A 17,015-nucleotide genomic window follows, 5' to 3' on the forward strand; every position below is an offset into this window, starting at 1 on the left:
CTATTTCTCTGCATTACGCGCCTCTATCCACTCGCGGGCATTGATAAATGCCTCTAACCAAGGGCTAACCGCTGTTTTTTCACTCGGATAGTACGCCCATTGCCAAGGGAAAAGCGAACGCTCTATGTGAGGCATCGTTACCAAATGGCGTCCTGATTTGTCGCATAGCATAGCCGTGTTGTAATCAGAGCCATTAGGGTTGGCAGGGTACTCCTGATAAGCGTATTTACCTACAATATTATATTCGGTTTCTGCCAATGGCAAGTGGAATTTCCCTTCGCCGTTTGATATCCATACCCCTAAGGTACTACCGGCAAGGGTGGAGAGCATCACCGAGTTGTTCTCAGGAATGGTTACTGATACAAAGCCACTTTCGTGCTTGCCACTATCATTATGCCACATTTTTCCGTGTTCAGTGTGCTCAGGATTGATGACCTCTAATTCCATAAACAACTGACAGCCATTGCAGATACCTACTGAAAGGGTATCGGGGCGGGCAAAGAAGTTATCCAATGCTTTTTTAGCCTGCTCGTTGTAGAGCAAAGCCCCTGCCCAACCTTTGGCACTGCCTAACACATCGGAGTTAGAGAAACCACCTACAGCCCCTATAAATTGTACATCTTCCAAAGTTTCACGTCCGCTGATAAGGTCGGTGGTATGCACGTCTTTCACATCAAAGCCTGCTAAGTAAAGGGCATTTGCCATTTCGCGCTCGGAGTTGCTACCCTTTTCACGTATCACTGCCGCTACTGGGCGTTTGCCTGCGGGGCGTGCGGGTTTTTCGCCCGTGAAATGTGCTGGGAAAGTGTATTGTAAAGGCTGTTCAGAATAGTTTTGATAACGCTCGGTTGCCTTGTCGTTTTGCGTTTGCTGTTTGTCTAACAGATAAGAAGTGAGATACCACACATCGCGCAATTCGGGGATGTTGAAATGATAGTCTCTACCGAAATGGTGAATGGTAAGTTCTTGTGAAGTAGTTACTTCGCCTATATTCGCCCATTCTAAGAAGTGTGCTTCCAAAATGGCTTCAATGCTGCTATCGGCTTGTATTACCACCCCTGCATTTTCTGCAAATAGGGTTTTGACAAGGTCTTCATCGGCAGAGAGTCCGCTCAAATCGATGGTAGCCCCTAAGTCGTTTTCGGCAAAACACATTTCTAAGAGCGTTGTGATAAGTCCGCCGCTACCAATGTCGTGTCCTGCTTGTATTTTACCTTCTTTTATCAGAGATTGTACTACGTTGAAAGCTGTTTTAAAGCCTTCGGCATCTGTTACGGTAGGGGCTTTATCGCCTATTTTGTTTAACACTTGGGCAAAAGCCGAACCCCCTAATTCAAAATGAGCGCCTGAGAAGTTGATATAATAAATATTGCCTCCATTGCGTTTGAGTACGGGTTCTACCACTTTTTGTACCTCATTACAATGGGCAGCCGCCGAAATAATTACCGTACCAGGGGCAATCACATCACCTCCTTCGGGGTATTTTTGTTTCATTGATAGGGAATCTTTACCAGTAGGGATATTGATACCCAATTCAATTGCGAAATTAGAAGCGGCTTCTACAGCTTCGTACAAACGGGCGTCTTCTCCTTTATTGCGGCACGCCCACATCCAGTTGGCTGAAAGTGATACACTTTGCAAGCCGTCTTTTAGTGGCGCCCAAACGATATTAGTAAGTGCTTCGGCAATAGCATTGCGGCTACCTGCAGTAGGGCTGATGAGTGCCGTAAGAGGCGAATGACCTATGCTGGTAGCAATTCCTTCTTTGCCATTGTAGTCCAAAGCCATCACCCCTACGTTGTTCAAGGGGAGTTGTAGTGCGCCTGCACATTGCTGTTTGGCGACTTTGCCCCCTACACAACGGTCTACCTTGTTAGTAAGCCAGTCCTTACAAGCCACACTTTCTAATTGCAGTACTTGTACCAAATAGTTCTGTAACTGACTTGCATAGTAGTGTAGCTCTTGGTAGTTAGTAATGACAGTTTCATCGGTCATTACGGTTTTTGGCGAACTGCCAAAGAGCGCACTGAGGTCTAAATCCATTGGGTGGGTGCCTTTTTTTGCAGAGGCAATGCTGAAATGCTTGTCGCTGGTAACCACACCCACTTCGTACATAGGCGCACGCTCGCGGTCGGCAATGGTTTTTAGTTTGGCAATAGCCTTTTCGGGCAATACCAGTCCCATACGCTCTTGAGATTCATTGCCTATAATCTCTTTATCCGATAAGGTAGGGTCGCCTACAGGCAGTTTATCCAAATCTATTTTACCACCGGTTTCTTCAATAAGTTCAGAAAGGCAGTTGAGGTGTCCACCAGCCCCGTGGTCGTGTATAGAAACGATAGGGTTCTCGTCCGATTCTACCATTGCGCGGATCGCATTGGCAGTGCGTTTTTGCATCTCGGGGTTAGAACGCTGTACGGCATTCAGCTCAATACCTGCGCCAAAAGCCCCCGTATTGGCAGATGATACTGCCGCGCCACCCATACCGATGCGGTAGTTTTCACCGCCTAAGATAACTATTTTGTCGCCTTCCTTGGGGGTGTGCTTTATGGCTTGTGAGGCTTTGGCATAACCCACGCCTCCTGCTCGCATAATCACCTTGTCAAAACCTAATTTGCGCCCGCCTTCTTCGTGTTCAAAAGTGAAAAGCGAACCTGTAATGAGTGGTTGCCCAAATTTATTACCAAAATCGCTTGCCCCATTAGAGGCTTTAATGAGGATATCCATTGGTGTTTGGTAGAGCCATTTACGCTCTGCCATTCCTTTTTCCCAAGGGCGGTCTTCTTCTAATCGGGGGTAAGCCGTCATATACACAGCCGTACCTGCCAATGGCAAAGAACCTTGTCCGCCCGCGAGGCGGTCGCGTATTTCACCTCCCGAGCCTGTAGCAGCCCCGTTGAAAGGCTCTACGGTAGTGGGGAAGTTATGAGTTTCGGCTTTGAGGGAGAGCACTGCCTCAAAAGGTTTTACCTCGTAGAAATCGGGTTTATCGGCACTTTTGGGTGCGAACTGGTCTACGGTAGCCCCTTGGATGAAAGCCACATTGTCCTTATAAGCCGAAACAATGCTATTAGGGTGTTCTTGTGATGTCTTTTTAATGAGTTTGAAGAGGGTAGAAGGTTTTTCCTCACCATCGATGACAAAAGTACCATTGAAAATTTTATGGCGGCAGTGTTCGGAGTTGATTTGCGAGAATCCAAAGACTTCCGAGTCGGTGAGTTTGCGCCCCAGTTGTTTAGATAAATTTTCTAAGTAGGCAACTTCTTCAGCGCTTAGCGCAAGCCCCTCTTGCTGATTATACGCCTCGATATCATCGATTTCGAGTGTTGTTTGCGGTTGAATGTCGATAGTAAAGCTATCTTGAGTAAGACCGTTGTATCGCTCAAAGAGCATAGGGTCGAAAGGCGTATTGGGTTCGGCTACCTCGCGGAACTCCTCGATACGAGTTATCCCGTGAATATCCATATTTTGAGTAATTTCTACCGCATTGGTACTCCAAGGGGTAATCATCGCCGCACGGGGTCCGATGAAAGTACCTTGAAGCGTTTGCTGATCGAGTTGCTCAGCATTACCAAACAGCCATTTAAGTTTGTTAAGATCAGTCTCAGTAAGGGCAGCTTCGGTAGCTACCACATAGATAGTGTTTTTTGGGTTTTTAAAGAAAAGAAGCATTTTTTCAATGATTAATGGTCAATGATTAATGATTAATGACGAATGACAAACGACTTAGTTTGTTATTCGTCATTGATAGGTTAGTTTTTCGCAGTATAAGTTACTCTTCCATCAATGGAAAGTTCTTGTTTCTTAGGATTATAGAGATATTTACCCCCTTTGTAAGTTCCATCAGCTTCGTGTTTTAAGATCGGATTTTGGTTTTCATTTGTGATGAATAACTCTACTTGGCTGTTGTCACCTTCTTTGGAGACAATAAAAGCACTAATTACAGCTTCCTCTTCCTTCACATCCACAGGATTGAGGCGTGTACCTACTTCAAACACTTGTATACACTCCCCTCGGAGCACACTCCATGTATATCCTGCACTTCCTATACAGCCGTGTTCGTCCCTATCACCTCCTACCACAGGAACTTCCTGAGTAACTTCAGGGGTTTCTGTAGTGTTTTCAGATTGATTTGGAGTGGCGTTGTTACAAGCTGCAAAAGAAACAGCTATTATAGGAAGTAGAAATGTTGCTTTCATAAAACTTCATTTTGGATTAAGGCACAAAGATAAGAAATAAAAAGCAAAATAACATCCTCTGAGAAAAAATAATTTTTATCTTTCACACTCTACAAAAAATATGTACATTTGTAAAAAATTTCATCATGAATATTCTCTATACCTTAATCACTCGCTTGGTGGCTTGTGCCCTCCCCCTACTCTCTTTGTTTAGTAAGAAGATAAAGCTCTTCTACCGAGGGCGGAAGGAGAGTTTTCATATCTTAGAGACACATATTCAGGAGGATGACCAGGTCATCTGGCTACATGCAGCCTCGCTTGGCGAATACGAACAAGGACTCCCTATTATCAAAAAACTTAAAGAGGTATTCCCTGAGAAAAAAATAGCTGTCACCTTCTTTTCTCCTTCTGGCTATGAGGCGAAAAAGCATAGCAAGGATGCCGATGTTATTCTTTATCTTCCGATGGATATTCCCAAAAAAGTAAATCGTTTTCTTGACTTACTACATCCTCAGATGGCTATCTTTATCAAATATGAATTTTGGCAAAACTACCTATTTGCTCTTAAGAACAGACATATACCTACTTATCTGGTTTCTGGTGTGTTCCGCAAAGACCAATTATTCTTCAAAAAAAGAAGCTATGGAATGCGTGCTGTGCTTCCTTGTTTCACTTATTTCTTTGTTCAGAATGAGAATGCCAAACTGCTATTGCAATCTATAGGATTTACCAATGTAATGGTAAGTGGAGACACTCGTTTTGACCGTGTGATGGAAATACTCTCTCGTGATAACAAGCTTTCTTTCGTAGAGGAATTTCTCTCTGGTGCTCCTTGTATGGTTTTTGGTAGTTCATGGAAGGCTGACGAAGATGTATATATTCCTTTTCTAAATTCTTACAAAGGAAATATGAAGTTTATCATTGCTCCTCATGAAGTAGGTAACAAGGATAAAATATTATCTCTCAAAGAAAGAATTCATAAATATGTAGGCATTCTTTCAGAAGTAGATAAACAAAAATTACCCTCATACGAAGTTCTTATAGTAGACAAAATTGGTCTACTTACTAAAATATATAGTTATGCTTCTATTGCTTATGTAGGAGGAGGAATGGGAAAAAAAGGATTGCACAATATTTTAGAGCCTGCTGTATTCAGTATTCCTGTAGTAATAGGGAAAAATTATGAAAAGTTCAACGAAGCTAAAGATCTGATAGAAAGAGAAGGAGTTTTTTCTATAAAAGATACTGATGAATTTACAAAAATCGCTTCTTTTTTATTCACCAATGTTATACAAAGGAAGAAAGCTGGAGTACTTAACTATAATTATATCATTTCAAACACAGGAGCTACTAATGCTTTCGTTGATTTTGTAAATAAATAATATTATTTTTCATATATACAAATAAAAACAGAATAAATAGCCTACTATTTATTCTGTTTTTATATACTTTTATAAGTTTTTTTTTCTAATTATCCGAATAACAAAGGCGAAACCTATGTCTGCCTGATCAATTGAACTCTTTAGCAATACAGTACTATCTTAGAAAAAAGACTACTCACCAAGTGAATAGTCTAAATTTTTAGATATATAATTACTAAAAACAAATAAAACCCTTATAAGGGTTTTATTTATTTCTTTTTCAAGAATTCTTCTGCTAATTCTGGGGCCATTACTCCTTCGACGAAGGTATAAGCACCTGTTTTAGGAGATTTTACCATCTTTATTACTTTGGTCAATCTCTTTGATTTTCCTTGTAAAGTTGCTACTGTTTTCTTTGCCATAGTTTCGCTTATTTAATTTCTTTGTGAACAGTTACTTTCTTCAAGATAGGATTGTACTTTTTAAGCTCTAGCCTATCTGGAGTATTCTTTTTATTTTTAGTAGTAATATATCTTGAAGTTCCAGGCATTCCTGAATCTTTGTGTTCTGTACACTCTAAGATTACTTGTATTCTATTTCCTTTTTTAGCCATTGTTACAGTAAATTAATGAGTTATTTTATAAATCCTTGTTTTTTTGCTTCTTTGAGTACTGCGGAAATTCCTTTTTTATTGATGGTTTTGATTGCATTGGTTGATACACGCAAAGTAATCCATCTGTCTTCCTCTGGAATATAGAAACGCTTAGTGGTTAAATTCACCTTAAACTTTCTTTTTGTTTTGTTCATAGCGTGAGAAACATTGTTTCCCCCCATAGCTTTTTTACCTGTCAATTCGCAAACTTGTGCCATTTTATCACTTTTTAGTTTATTATTCAATCAGGGTGCAAAGTAACGAACTTTTATTGAAACCACCAAATTTTTTTTTCATTATTTTTTTTCAATAAATCGTGAATCATACTTTTTCACTCTTCACTTTTAATTCTTCCATCTTGCATAGTGAAAACCTTATCCGCCATTTGAGCTAATTCAGTATTATGAGTAACAATTACAAAGGTCTGTGAGAAGGTATCTCTCAGGTCAAAGAACAATTGATGTAATTGCTGAGCACTCTCGGAATCAAGGTTTCCACTGGGCTCATCGGCAAAAATCACCGAAGGTTGATTGATCAGCGCTCTGGCTACCGCCACCCGTTGTTGCTCTCCCCCAGAGAGCGCTTGTGGCTTATGAGTGATGCGATGAGAAAGCCCCAAATAGCCTAACAGCTCCTTTGCTCTAGCCTCTGCCTGCCTCTTAGATAGTCCTTTGATAAATGCCGGTATGCAGACATTCTCTATTGCTGTGAACTCAGGCAAAAGCTGGTGAAACTGAAATATAAATCCTATCTGCTCGTTGCGAAACTGTGCAAGCTTCTTTGCCGAAAGCTTTGTTACATCTATATCATTGATCAGAAGCGAACTACCCTCCTGCTTGGTCATCGTATCCAAAGTACCTAAGATATGTAACAGTGTAGTCTTCCCTGCCCCAGAAGCTCCCACTATGGAAACTACTTGAGCTTTATCTACCTGTATATCTACTCCTTTGAGTACATCTACTTGTCCAAATTTCTTATGTATATTTGTTGCTTTTATCACACCGTTAGTTGTTAGTATTCGAAGGATCAGAGGTTAGTAACAATACCGATCACTGTTTTGGCACTTTGATAACATACGTCTTACCTGTCTTATTCTCCAAGGTAAAATCACGTATCCAAGGATTGAGCAGACGGATAGTCTTATAATTGGTTTTATAGAGCTTGGCAAAGTTTGCCAAATTCGTAATGGTCGAATCCACTGTAACATATTGTACTGGTTCTAGATCGTACAACTGACTTTTCTTATAGATAAATCCATATTTTTTAGGATTCTTCATTATCTCCTTCAGTGCCAAGATACGAAATACATAACGACTGGTTTCATTATTCAAGTGTAGATCATAATAATCATTCACTTGTTGTTTGTTCAGCTGAGTACGGATTCCACTCTTACCAGCATTATAGGAAGCAGCAGCCAATGTCCAGCTCCCCATTTCTTCTTTTGCCTTTTTCAGATACAGACAAGCGGCTTCTGTAGCTTTTTCTAAGTGATAGCGCTCATCCACCGTATTTTCCATTTCTAAGTTATACTCCTTCGCTGTTCCTTTCATAAACTGCCAAAATCCCGCAGCTCCAGAGGGAGAAACGACATTCTGTAATCCACTTTCGATAAGCGCTAAGTACTTAAAGTCATTAGGTACATCATACTTGGCTAGGATAGGTTCTATAATGGGAAAGAACTTATGGGCACGCTTGATCAAGAGAAGTCCATTCGATTGCCAATATACGTTGACAAGTAGTTCACGGTCCAAGCGCTCACGTACATCTGATATTTGCAGCGGCACAGACTCACCTGCAAAATCCATTTTTTTAGGTAAGTCCCATGCCTTTATCTGATAGGTAGGCAAAGTATCTCTTTCGCCTGAAGCGGCCAACATCAAGGGGTCATCCTCACTTAGGGTAGGCACTGCCACCTCTGTAGGAGCTGCTACTGCATTGATAAGCAACAAAGCAACTGCAGCAACCCCTATTCCACTGAATACTTCTTGGCAAATAGAACAAACTTTTTTCATCTTTTATTTATTACATCATTATTATTAGTGTTCTACGGTCTGACTTGTGTAAATCATAACCCTGCAACACCTTATCATTTTCAATCTGCAAAGGTAAATATTTTTCTTATAGAATATCAAAATATTTTCCTACTTATATTTTTTTTGTGCTTTTTTAAGAATACAAGAAAAGACTGCCTGAGAAATTCAGACAGTCTTCTTTATATTGTTCAGGTATCAAGATCTATTAATCTTCATTTTTCCCTTTGCGAGAGAGTCCACTCCATACAAGTACGCCTATGATAGCTACCGCTACCAATTTTCCTCCATAACGAGTATAGAAATCCAATTTGTTAAGCTTTTCACCATCCAAATTATTCTCTTTTAGGATTGCATCCATATCTTCCTTCTTTATATCATAATAAGCATCCTTATTATTGGCTTCTATAAGAACCAATTTAGGCTCTTCTTGTATCCAGAGAGGAAGGAAATAAGCCACATTGAACTCTTTGTGAAGACGGCCTATATCGACATAAGTAGACCCATTTTTGTACTCGTCTGTATCAGGTAAATCATGCACTTTCTCTAATACCTCACGACTCCCAATAGGAATTCCTACCTTAGCAAAGGCTTGTGTGGAAGCAAGTAGGAGAAATGCTCCCAAAAAGAATAATTTATTCATGGTAAAAAAATATTAAGAATTGAGGGACAAAAGTAACATTTATTTCACAATAAACAAACATAGAAGATAGTTATTTTTTTGTTAAATAAAATAACCGAAATTATTTCCTTCAAATATTGGTCATTTCAAGTATTTTTATTACCTTTGGCACTTAAAAAAACTGCAAAAAACCGTACATTTATGGACAGCCGATATACGATGCGTGGTGTCTCTGCCACCAAAGAAGAAGTACATAATGCTATCAAAAATATAGATAAAGGTTTGTTCCCTAAAGCCTTTTGTAAAATAATACCCGATGATCTTACAGGCGATGAGAACTATTGCTTAGTGATGCACGCTGATGGTGCGGGTACCAAATCGGCTTTGGCATATATGTATTGGAAGGCTACAGGCGACCTAAGTGTATGGAAAGGTATTGCCCAAGATGCGCTTATTATGAATATAGACGATCTAATATGTGTAGGGGCAGTAGACCACATTATGCTTTCATCTACCATCGGTCGTAATAAAAATCTTATCCCTCAGGAGGTAATTTCTACCATTATCAATGGGACAGAAGAACTGATTGCGGAATTGAAAACTTTTGGGATAAACATCCATTCTACAGGAGGGGAAACAGCTGATGTAGGCGACTTGGTACGCACTATTATCGTGGACTCTACCGTTATAGCACGTATGAATCGCAGAGAGGTAATTGACAATGCCAATATCAGAGAAGGAAATGTAATTGTAGGCTTGGCCTCCTATGGGCAGGCTACTTATGAAAAGGAATACAATGGTGGTATGGGGAGCAATGGACTCACTTCAGCACGCCACGATGTATTTGCAAAGGATTTAGCGCATCAATTCCCTGAAAGCTTTGATCCCTCAGTTCCTAATGAGCTTGTGTATGCAGGTAGCAAACAACTCACTGATAGGGTAACTAATAGCCCTTTGGATGCTGGTAAACTTGTCCTCTCCCCTACTCGCACTTATGCTCCTATTATCAAAGAGATATTAAGACACTACAACAATACACAAATATGTGGAATGGTGCATTGCAGTGGTGGCGCACAAACTAAAATATTACACTTTATAGACAATCTACATATTGTTAAAGACAATCTCTTCCCTGTACCTCCTCTCTTCCAGCTTATTCAAAAAGAATCCAATACTGGTTGGAAGGAAATGTACCAAGTGTTCAACTGTGGCCATCGCATGGAGCTCTACGTACCTGAAAAGGTTGCCACTGATATTATAGCTATCTCCGAATCCTTCGGCGTGCCAGCCCAAGTAATAGGACACGTAGAAAATTCGGATAAGAAACGCCTGACTATAAAAAGCGAATACGGCACTTTTGAATATTGTTAAAAACTAAATGGCAATACCCTTTGCGAAATCATCCTAATTAAGTATCTTTGCCACTGTTTTTTAATTTTACAAAGAGCTATCAGCCAATGTCAAAAACCAAATCCACCCCCGCAAAGAAAGAAACCAAAAAAAATTCCACTTCCTTCCTTGAGAGAAAAGTCTCAATAGGAGTAGTTCTGCTATTTGTTTGTTTTATCCTTTGTGTCTCTTTCATCTCATTCATTTTCAGCTGGCAAGCTGACCAAAGTATTCTTTCAGAGCTTGCCGATAGGAACATACAATCACAGAATATTTTCAATAAGGTAGGCGCCTATATTGGGAATCTATTTATATACAAAGGGTTTGGTATTGCAGTCTTCATTCCCTTAGCTATCTTATCCCTTACCGCACTGAAGCTCATTCTTTCGACCAAAACCAAGCTGCTCAACAAATGGTTTTGGGGAATTTTGTGGATGCTCTTCATCTCAATTTCCTTAGGCTTTTTCTCCTCCGATGCAACTATCCTTAGTGGAATAGGCGGATACGAAATCAATGCCTACCTAAGAGACTACATAGGACGATTGGGGACAGCCTTGTTGTTACTTCTCATTTTATGCTTATACCTCATTGGGAAGCTACACCTTACCCCTGAAAAAATAAAAAATAGTTTTTCTTCAGGAGAACTTTGGTTGAAAAATAAAAAAACTATCTGGAAATCCTCTGAGAAAATAACAAAAGAGGATGATAAAACAGCAGAAAAACCATCTGACTTACCAGAAGAAGAAATTTTCACAATGCCCTCTACTGAGAGAGAGGAAGAAAGAAAAGAGGAGGAGAACAATGCTATTGATATCTATACCCACAGGAAAGATATTCCTCTGTTGTATGACCAAGAGGAAAGCCAAGACACCACCATAGAAGATAAAGAGTTCAAAGTAGAAATCAAACAAGAGGAAATGGTCAATCCAGAGGATGTAGCTCGCCGCTTGGTGGAGGATTTCGGAGAATATGACCCTACCCTAGAACTCAAGAGTTATCAATTTCCTCCTATAGACCTACTCAAGGAATACAAAGAAGCAGGTGTAGTACGCAATGATGAAGAATTGGAGGAGAACAAAAACACCATTATCCAGACACTGCGTGATTACAAGATTGAGATTTCTCGTATCACAGCTGTCATAGGTCCTACCGTTACTCTTTATGAAATAACCCCTGCTCCTGGAGTACGTATCTCTAAAATAAAAAGCTTAGAGGATGATATTGCTCTATCCTTAGCCGCCTTAGGAATTCGTATCATTGCCCCTATCCCTGGAAAAGGTACTGTAGGTATAGAAGTCCCTAATAAAAATGCAGCCATGGTGCCTATGCGTTCGGTTATCAGTTCTGTTAATTTCCAAAAAGCAGAAATGGAACTACCTATCGCCTTTGGTAAGACTATTAGTAATGAAACCTTTGTCGTTGACCTTGCTAAAATGCCACATATGCTCATGGCAGGGGCTACAGGACAAGGGAAATCCGTTGGGCTCAATGCAGTACTTACCTCCCTACTCTACAAAAAGCACCCTGCTGAGGTGAAGTTTGTCCTTGTAGATCCGAAGAAGGTCGAGCTTACACTCTATAACAAAATAGAGCGCCACTTCTTGGCAAAACTTCCTGATAATGAAGAAGCTATAATTACCGATACTACCAAGGTTGTCAATACACTGAACTCTCTGTGTATAGAAATGGACAACCGATACACCCTACTAAAGAATGCTATGGTGCGCAATATCAAGGAATACAATGCCAAGTTCAAAGCACGCCAACTCAATCCTAATGATGGTCACCAGTTCTTACCTTATATAGTATTGGTAGTAGATGAGTTTGCTGACCTTATCATGACCGCTGGCAAAGAGGTAGAACTTCCTATCGCTCGCTTAGCACAGCTGGCACGTGCGGTGGGAATCCATCTGATTATCGCAACCCAGCGACCTTCGGTCAATGTGATTACAGGTCTTATCAAGGCCAACTTCCCTGCTCGTGTAGCCTTTAAGGTTTCTCAGTCCATTGACTCCAAGACTATTCTGGATGGTCCTGGTGCCCAACGACTTATCGGAAAAGGGGATATGCTCTACACCCAAGGCAATGACTTGATACGTATCCAATGTGCTTTTGTCGATACCCCTGAAGTAGAACGTATCGCCAACTTCATAGGTTCCCAGCGAGGATACCCTGATGCCTTCCTACTCCCAGAATATGTAGGAGAGGAAGGTGGAGGAAGTAGCCCTGAGGTGGATATGTCCAAAAAAGATTCCCTCCTGAGAGAGGCTGCTGAAGTCATCATCAGTGCCCAACAAGGATCTACTTCATTGCTCCAACGTAAGCTGGAGATAGGTCATGCACGCGCCGGACGTATCATGGATCAGCTAGAAGTATTGGGAGTAGTAGGCCCTTTCAAAGGAAGCAAACCCAGAGAAATTTTCTTTGCTGATACGATGAGTCTACAAGAATTTTTAGATGAAAAAGGAATTTAGATTAAGTAAGATATAGAAGCACAATGAATACTATAAAGATAGCGGTTATTGGTCTGGGATATGTAGGCCTCCCGTTAGCACGCCTTTTTGCAACACGCTACCCCGTAGTAGGTTACGACAAAAAACAATCACGCGTAGATTCTCTAAAAAAAGGAGAAGATATCACCTTGGAAATAGACAGTTCCCTCCTTCAAGAAGTCTTATCTGAAAAAAATCCTACTACTACAGAAGGTGAAAAAGGGCTTTTTTGTACTGATAACTCAGATGAATTAAAGGATTGTAATTATTTTATCATCACTGTACCTACTCCTGTGGACATACATCATCGTCCCTTGTTGACCCCTTTGTATTCAGCGAGTGAAGTGGCAGGTAAATATCTCAAAAAAGGAGATATTGTCATCTACGAGTCCACTGTATATCCTGGTTGTACCGAAGAGGAATGTGTACCCATCTTAGAACAAGTCTCTGGACTGAAATATAACGAAGATTTCTTTGTAGGATACTCACCGGAACGTATCAACCCAGGGGATAAGCTCCATACTGTAGCGCATATTCTAAAAATCACCTCCGGATCCACTCCTGAAGTAGCTCAAAAGATAGATGCTCTATACCAGTCTGTCTTAGAAGCTGGCACTCATTTGGCACCTACTATCAAAGTTGCTGAAGCTGCTAAGGTTATAGAAAACTCTCAGAGGGATATTAATATCGCCTTTGTAAACGAACTTGCCAAGATATGCAACCTCTTGGAGATAGATGTAAGAGCCGTTTTGGAAGCCGCAGGCACCAAATGGAATTTTCTAAGATTCTCTCCCGGACTGGTGGGAGGGCATTGTACAGGAGTAGATCCATATTACTTAGCCCAAAAAGCACAAGAGGTAGGCTATCACCCAGAAATTATCTTAGCCGGACGCCGAATGAATGATTCCATGGGAAAGTATGTAGCTGATCAAGTAATCAAACTCATGATAGCGCGCAATATCACCATTCATAAAGCCCATATTTTAGTATTAGGTATTACTTTCAAAGAAAATTGTCCTGATGTACGCAACACTAAAGTTACCGATGTGGTACGTCAGTTAGAATCTTTCCATACCCAAGTAACTGTATATGATCCATGGGCTAACCCTAAAGAAGTATGGGAAGAGCATCAGATACACTCTGTAACTACACTTCCTATCGAAAAATATGATGCTATTGTACTGGCTGTTGCTCATAAGGAATTCCTTGACCTCCCTTGGAAGGAATTGAGAAAAACACACAGTATTCTCTATGATGTAAAAGGAATACTCCCCGAGGCCGATGGACATTTATAAAAAATAAAAAGCGTAGTTACCTACGCTTTTATTTTTTCTTGAGCCAATTGTACAATCTGGGAGACTACCTCAATAACTGTAGTGTCTGAATTGTCTATTTCTATAGCGTCGTCTGCTTTCTGTAGGGGAGATTCTGTTCTGTGAGTATCCTGATAATCACGCTCTTGTATATTCTTAAGTACCTGTTCATAGGAAGCCTGTTCCCCCTTCTGTTGTAGTTCCTCAAAGCGTCTTTGCGCACGTATTTGCTCTGAAGCTGTCATGAATATCTTTAGTTCGGCTTCAGGAAATACGACGGTGCCTATATCACGTCCGTCCATAACTATTCCCTTTTGCTCTCCCATTTGTCGCTGTAGGTTCACCAAGTAAGCACGTACCTGTGGAATTTTAGCCACTTCACTCACATAGGTAGCTACTGTCATACTACGTATCTCTTTTTCTATATTCTCCCCATTGAGATATAGTTCAGAAGCTCCCCGCTGGGAGTTATATCGAAAGCTGATAGCGCTTTGCTCAAGAGCTCTCAATAATCCCTGCTCGTCTATAGACTGTTTTTCTTTTCCTTCTTCAGAAGAAGAAAGAAACTTCTGTTGGAGTGCCAAATAAGTTACAGCTCTGTACATAGCTCCTGTATCTATATATACATATTGCAAGGCATTAGCTACGAGCTTGGCTGTTGTGCTCTTTCCTGTGGAGGAATAGCCATCTATGGCAATGATAATTTTTTTCATGGTTTTAGGCAAAAAATAACTTACCAAAAAACAGAATATGATTTTCAGTAAGTTATATTATTAAAGTATGATTTTGATTATTGTTCGAAAGTTGTTGTATTAGAAGGATTTTGCTTCAGCTTCAGTGCGTATTTTTCGGATAAGGAGCTTAGCCATACCTATATTGGCTGTATCGTCCAAGATAATATGATGCAATATTTTTCTACTTTGCAAGAGTCCTATAAGATGTGTCTGCCCCTCATATACCAAGCACACATCATCCACACTTTTATCAGCCAACCCTTCTGTATTTTCAAAAGAAAGTACTGCATTTCGAAAGATTTCTACTTGATAAGAACTGGCCAAACGATTATCTACCCCAAGACGCGCCTTGTAAGCCAAGATAGAGCCATCCAAAGTACTTACCAAAGATACAGAAATAGTACCTGATATATTAGAAAAAAGCTCTTCTACATATCCGTTAAGAAATTGTTCCATGATTTAATGCTTTAGCTAAAAAATAATTTTCTGAAATGACTTTCCTTTTTAGGGGCTTCCTGTGTTATTTTAGGATAAAGCTCTGTTTGTACAGAGTCAAAAGTAACCACCTTAGTCATCGCTTCATAACATTTTTTATGGATGATACTAAGGATTCCATAGTTTACTTTTTTGGCATCAGTAATAAGATGTATAAGGTAATCAAAATCCTTAGACACATAGATCACATGAATCTGTTGACTGTTTGAGATAGTAATCTCTCGAAGAGAATCCTCGTGTATATTATCAATATATTTGATCTCCTGAAGCGCATTTTTAGCTATTTCTGCTTCAAACTTTGCAGTAGCAGTATAATCCAATCCACTAAAAGATTGATTGTACAAGACTTCGCCATGTTCAGTTCCTATGAAGCTAACTGAGAGTATACCAGAGAGTTGGGCTCCCATCTGGTCGGCATATTTTTTGAATTCTTCTAAAATCATACTTTTAAAATTTTAATTAGGTTATCACACTGCAAATCTACAACGTTTTTCTGTAAAAAGCAAGTATTGTAATAGAATATAATCAACAAAATAACAAACCCTGTTAATAACAACACAAGATATTGTAAATTAATTCATTACAAACAAGCATTACTTTTTACTTATCAATATATTTATCAGAAGCCAAATATCTGAGCATCTTCCTTATTCTGCTTATCTCTGGCCTTTTTCTTTTCTATATATTCTATATCTCTGTACCGATCATAGAAGCGGTAAGAAACTCCTACCCCTCCAAGATATCGTGTAGGAGTAGTTTTCCAACTGGCTCCTATAGAAGCATTTATCTGAAAATTCTCATCTATCAGATAGGAAGCTCCCATCCTTAGCAAAGAATCCTTGTAATAGTCACTGGTAATCCCTTCACTTTCCAAGAAAATACTCCAACGATCATCATAAAGATTGTGTGTTAGAGTAAAAATATAGCTATATTGTGCATGTTTAGAAGCCATATTGTTCCCCACCAAGTTCAAGACCAAAGCCACTTCGTTAAGTGGATGGCTCTGTAGAGCTATAATAGCCTTAGGAGTTATAATCTTATAATCCTCATTGTTTAATTCATAGAGATAGCGATTTTTCTCTAATATATTGAATCCAAGATACAGAGAGATAGCAGGAATCATCTTTCTCCAACTAAAATCGGCATTGGCCTTCCAGCTATAGACATTTGATTTGCTCAAGAAGACAGGATCATAGAAGAGGTATTTCGCTCCTATGGTATTGCGCTGGAAGCCCAACTTACTGGAAGAAAGACCATCTGCTGTGCGATTGCTATATAGAAAAGTACCATCACCAATGATCTCAAACTCATTTCTCCATACTCCATAACGAACCATATAGTTAAGCCCTATATTCTCCTGTGAAAGGTTGAGTGCTTCGTGTTTGTTTGTCTCATAATACACATCTGCTTCGGCTTGAGCTACCTTTTGCCCTACAGAATATGCTCCCATAGACCTTCCTGGCTTATTAGAGTTAATAATATCTGTATACTGAGCATGGGCTGTAATAGCCAATAGTACAAAAAAAGAAAACAACCCTTTTTTCATAAACAAAATCCTTTTATTCATATCTAATCTTATAATTTAGTATCACAATCTATAAAATAATTTCTATTTTCTCCATAGGTATTATAAGGCACAAAGATAAAAAATTATTATTACAAACCCTATTTTTGTGTATTTTTTATTTGCAAAAAAAAACAGCAATAAGTTTCCCTATTGCTGTAAAAAATATAAACTATGAAAAAATT

The 17,015-nt window shown here is 39.7% G+C and carries 16 protein-coding genes; 4 read left to right on the forward strand and 12 right to left on the reverse strand.

All coding sequences use genetic code 11. From position 1 onward, the window contains the following. Positions 1–3,672: a phosphoribosylformylglycinamidine synthase gene (gene purL, locus CAPGI0001_RS11705; RefSeq protein ID WP_002670437.1), complete on the reverse strand. Its 3,672-nt coding sequence runs from the start codon at positions 3,670–3,672 to the stop codon at positions 1–3. An 80-nt stretch (positions 3,673–3,752) separates the two neighbouring features. Then, positions 3,753–4,199: a hypothetical protein gene (locus CAPGI0001_RS11710; protein WP_002670720.1), complete on the reverse strand. Its 447-nt coding sequence runs from the start codon at positions 4,197–4,199 to the stop codon at positions 3,753–3,755. A gap of 125 nt (positions 4,200–4,324) precedes the next feature. Here CAPGI0001_RS11710 and CAPGI0001_RS11715 point away from each other — a divergent pair, with 125 nt between their 5' ends. Next, entirely contained in the window at positions 4,325–5,560 is a 1,236-nt protein-coding gene (locus CAPGI0001_RS11715) for a 3-deoxy-D-manno-octulosonic acid transferase (protein ID WP_002670529.1), read from the forward strand. A gap of 248 nt (positions 5,561–5,808) precedes the next feature. Here CAPGI0001_RS11715 and CAPGI0001_RS12845 read toward each other — a convergent pair whose 3' ends face one another. From CAPGI0001_RS12845 to CAPGI0001_RS11740, 6 genes are all read right to left on the reverse strand, one after another. After that, entirely contained in the window at positions 5,809–5,961 is a 153-nt protein-coding gene (locus tag CAPGI0001_RS12845; RefSeq protein ID WP_002670441.1) for a DUF4295 domain-containing protein, read from the reverse strand. A gap of 8 nt (positions 5,962–5,969) precedes the next feature. Further along, complete coding sequence (rpmG, locus tag CAPGI0001_RS11720; RefSeq protein WP_002670724.1) at positions 5,970–6,152, reverse strand: 50S ribosomal protein L33; 183 nt, start codon at positions 6,150–6,152, stop codon at positions 5,970–5,972. A 20-nt stretch (positions 6,153–6,172) separates the two neighbouring features. Then, positions 6,173–6,409 carry a 50S ribosomal protein L28 gene (gene rpmB, locus CAPGI0001_RS11725; protein ID WP_002670675.1) on the reverse strand — a complete coding sequence of 79 codons (237 nt, stop codon included), beginning with the start codon at positions 6,407–6,409 and terminating at the stop codon, positions 6,173–6,175. 113 nt (positions 6,410–6,522) lie between these two features. Beyond that, positions 6,523–7,191 (reverse strand): ABC transporter ATP-binding protein, encoded by a 669-nt coding sequence (locus CAPGI0001_RS11730; protein ID WP_002670428.1) that lies wholly within the window; start codon positions 7,189–7,191, stop codon positions 6,523–6,525. 49 nt (positions 7,192–7,240) lie between these two features. Next, positions 7,241–8,203, reverse strand: a complete 963-nt coding sequence (locus CAPGI0001_RS11735) for a lytic transglycosylase domain-containing protein (protein ID WP_002670583.1) — start codon at positions 8,201–8,203, stop codon at positions 7,241–7,243. 226 nt (positions 8,204–8,429) lie between these two features. Next, entirely contained in the window at positions 8,430–8,864 is a 435-nt protein-coding gene (locus tag CAPGI0001_RS11740; RefSeq protein ID WP_002670356.1) for a hypothetical protein, read from the reverse strand. A gap of 180 nt (positions 8,865–9,044) precedes the next feature. Between CAPGI0001_RS11740 and CAPGI0001_RS11745 the strand changes: the two genes are divergently transcribed. The 3 genes from CAPGI0001_RS11745 (at position 9,045) to CAPGI0001_RS11755 (ending at position 14,019) form a co-directional block, all read left to right on the forward strand. Next, positions 9,045–10,214, forward strand: coding sequence for an AIR synthase related protein (locus CAPGI0001_RS11745; protein ID WP_002670600.1), 1,170 nt, complete (start codon positions 9,045–9,047; stop codon positions 10,212–10,214). Positions 10,215–10,300: 86 nt separating this feature from the next. Then, a complete protein-coding gene (locus CAPGI0001_RS11750) occupies positions 10,301–12,706 on the forward strand; it encodes an FtsK/SpoIIIE family DNA translocase (RefSeq protein WP_002670334.1) in 2,406 nt (801 codons plus the stop codon). Positions 12,707–12,729: 23 nt separating this feature from the next. Then, the gene (locus CAPGI0001_RS11755) at positions 12,730–14,019 is read left to right on the forward strand and encodes a nucleotide sugar dehydrogenase (protein ID WP_002670393.1); all 1,290 of its coding nucleotides are present in this window, start codon (positions 12,730–12,732) and stop codon (positions 14,017–14,019) included. A 20-nt stretch (positions 14,020–14,039) separates the two neighbouring features. Here CAPGI0001_RS11755 and cmk read toward each other — a convergent pair whose 3' ends face one another. From cmk to CAPGI0001_RS11775, 4 genes are all read right to left on the reverse strand, one after another. Beyond that, the gene (gene cmk, locus CAPGI0001_RS11760; RefSeq protein ID WP_040360373.1) at positions 14,040–14,750 is read right to left on the reverse strand and encodes a (d)CMP kinase; all 711 of its coding nucleotides are present in this window, start codon (positions 14,748–14,750) and stop codon (positions 14,040–14,042) included. Between the two features lie 99 nt (positions 14,751–14,849). Then, positions 14,850–15,227 carry a hypothetical protein gene (locus tag CAPGI0001_RS11765; protein ID WP_002670413.1) on the reverse strand — a complete coding sequence of 126 codons (378 nt, stop codon included), beginning with the start codon at positions 15,225–15,227 and terminating at the stop codon, positions 14,850–14,852. Between the two features lie 11 nt (positions 15,228–15,238). After that, a complete protein-coding gene (locus CAPGI0001_RS11770) occupies positions 15,239–15,709 on the reverse strand; it encodes a hypothetical protein (RefSeq protein WP_002670517.1) in 471 nt (156 codons plus the stop codon). A gap of 176 nt (positions 15,710–15,885) precedes the next feature. Further along, positions 15,886–16,833 (reverse strand): transporter, encoded by a 948-nt coding sequence (locus CAPGI0001_RS11775; RefSeq protein ID WP_248601320.1) that lies wholly within the window; start codon positions 16,831–16,833, stop codon positions 15,886–15,888. Between the last annotated feature and the right edge of the window lie 182 nt (positions 16,834–17,015).

It is taken from the genome of Capnocytophaga gingivalis ATCC 33624 (genome assembly GCF_000174755.1).
Lineage (GTDB): Bacteria > Bacteroidota > Bacteroidia > Flavobacteriales > Flavobacteriaceae > Capnocytophaga > Capnocytophaga gingivalis.

Bases quoted from the DNA above. Each gene is read 5' to 3' on its own strand.
- CAPGI0001_RS11755 (WP_002670393.1), top strand. From the start codon at position 12,730: ATGAATACTATAAAGATAGCGGTTATTGGTCTGGGATATGTAGGCCTC.
- CAPGI0001_RS11765 (WP_002670413.1), bottom strand. From the start codon at position 15,227: ATGGAACAATTTCTTAACGGATATGTAGAAGAGCTTTTTTCTAATATA.
- CAPGI0001_RS11750 (WP_002670334.1), top strand. From the start codon at position 10,301: ATGTCAAAAACCAAATCCACCCCCGCAAAGAAAGAAACCAAAAAAAAT.
- purL (WP_002670437.1), bottom strand. From the start codon at position 3,672: ATGCTTCTTTTCTTTAAAAACCCAAAAAACACTATCTATGTGGTAGCT.
- CAPGI0001_RS11715 (WP_002670529.1), top strand. From the start codon at position 4,325: ATGAATATTCTCTATACCTTAATCACTCGCTTGGTGGCTTGTGCCCTC.
- CAPGI0001_RS11745 (WP_002670600.1), top strand. From the start codon at position 9,045: ATGGACAGCCGATATACGATGCGTGGTGTCTCTGCCACCAAAGAAGAA.
- rpmB (WP_002670675.1), bottom strand. From the start codon at position 6,409: ATGGCACAAGTTTGCGAATTGACAGGTAAAAAAGCTATGGGGGGAAAC.
- CAPGI0001_RS11740 (WP_002670356.1), bottom strand. From the start codon at position 8,864: ATGAATAAATTATTCTTTTTGGGAGCATTTCTCCTACTTGCTTCCACA.
- CAPGI0001_RS11710 (WP_002670720.1), bottom strand. From the start codon at position 4,199: ATGAAAGCAACATTTCTACTTCCTATAATAGCTGTTTCTTTTGCAGCT.
- cmk (WP_040360373.1), bottom strand. From the start codon at position 14,750: ATGAAAAAAATTATCATTGCCATAGATGGCTATTCCTCCACAGGAAAG.
- CAPGI0001_RS12845 (WP_002670441.1), bottom strand. From the start codon at position 5,961: ATGGCAAAGAAAACAGTAGCAACTTTACAAGGAAAATCAAAGAGATTG.
- rpmG (WP_002670724.1), bottom strand. From the start codon at position 6,152: ATGGCTAAAAAAGGAAATAGAATACAAGTAATCTTAGAGTGTACAGAA.
- CAPGI0001_RS11775 (WP_248601320.1), bottom strand. From the start codon at position 16,833: ATGAATAAAAGGATTTTGTTTATGAAAAAAGGGTTGTTTTCTTTTTTT.
- CAPGI0001_RS11735 (WP_002670583.1), bottom strand. From the start codon at position 8,203: ATGAAAAAAGTTTGTTCTATTTGCCAAGAAGTATTCAGTGGAATAGGG.
- CAPGI0001_RS11770 (WP_002670517.1), bottom strand. From the start codon at position 15,709: ATGATTTTAGAAGAATTCAAAAAATATGCCGACCAGATGGGAGCCCAA.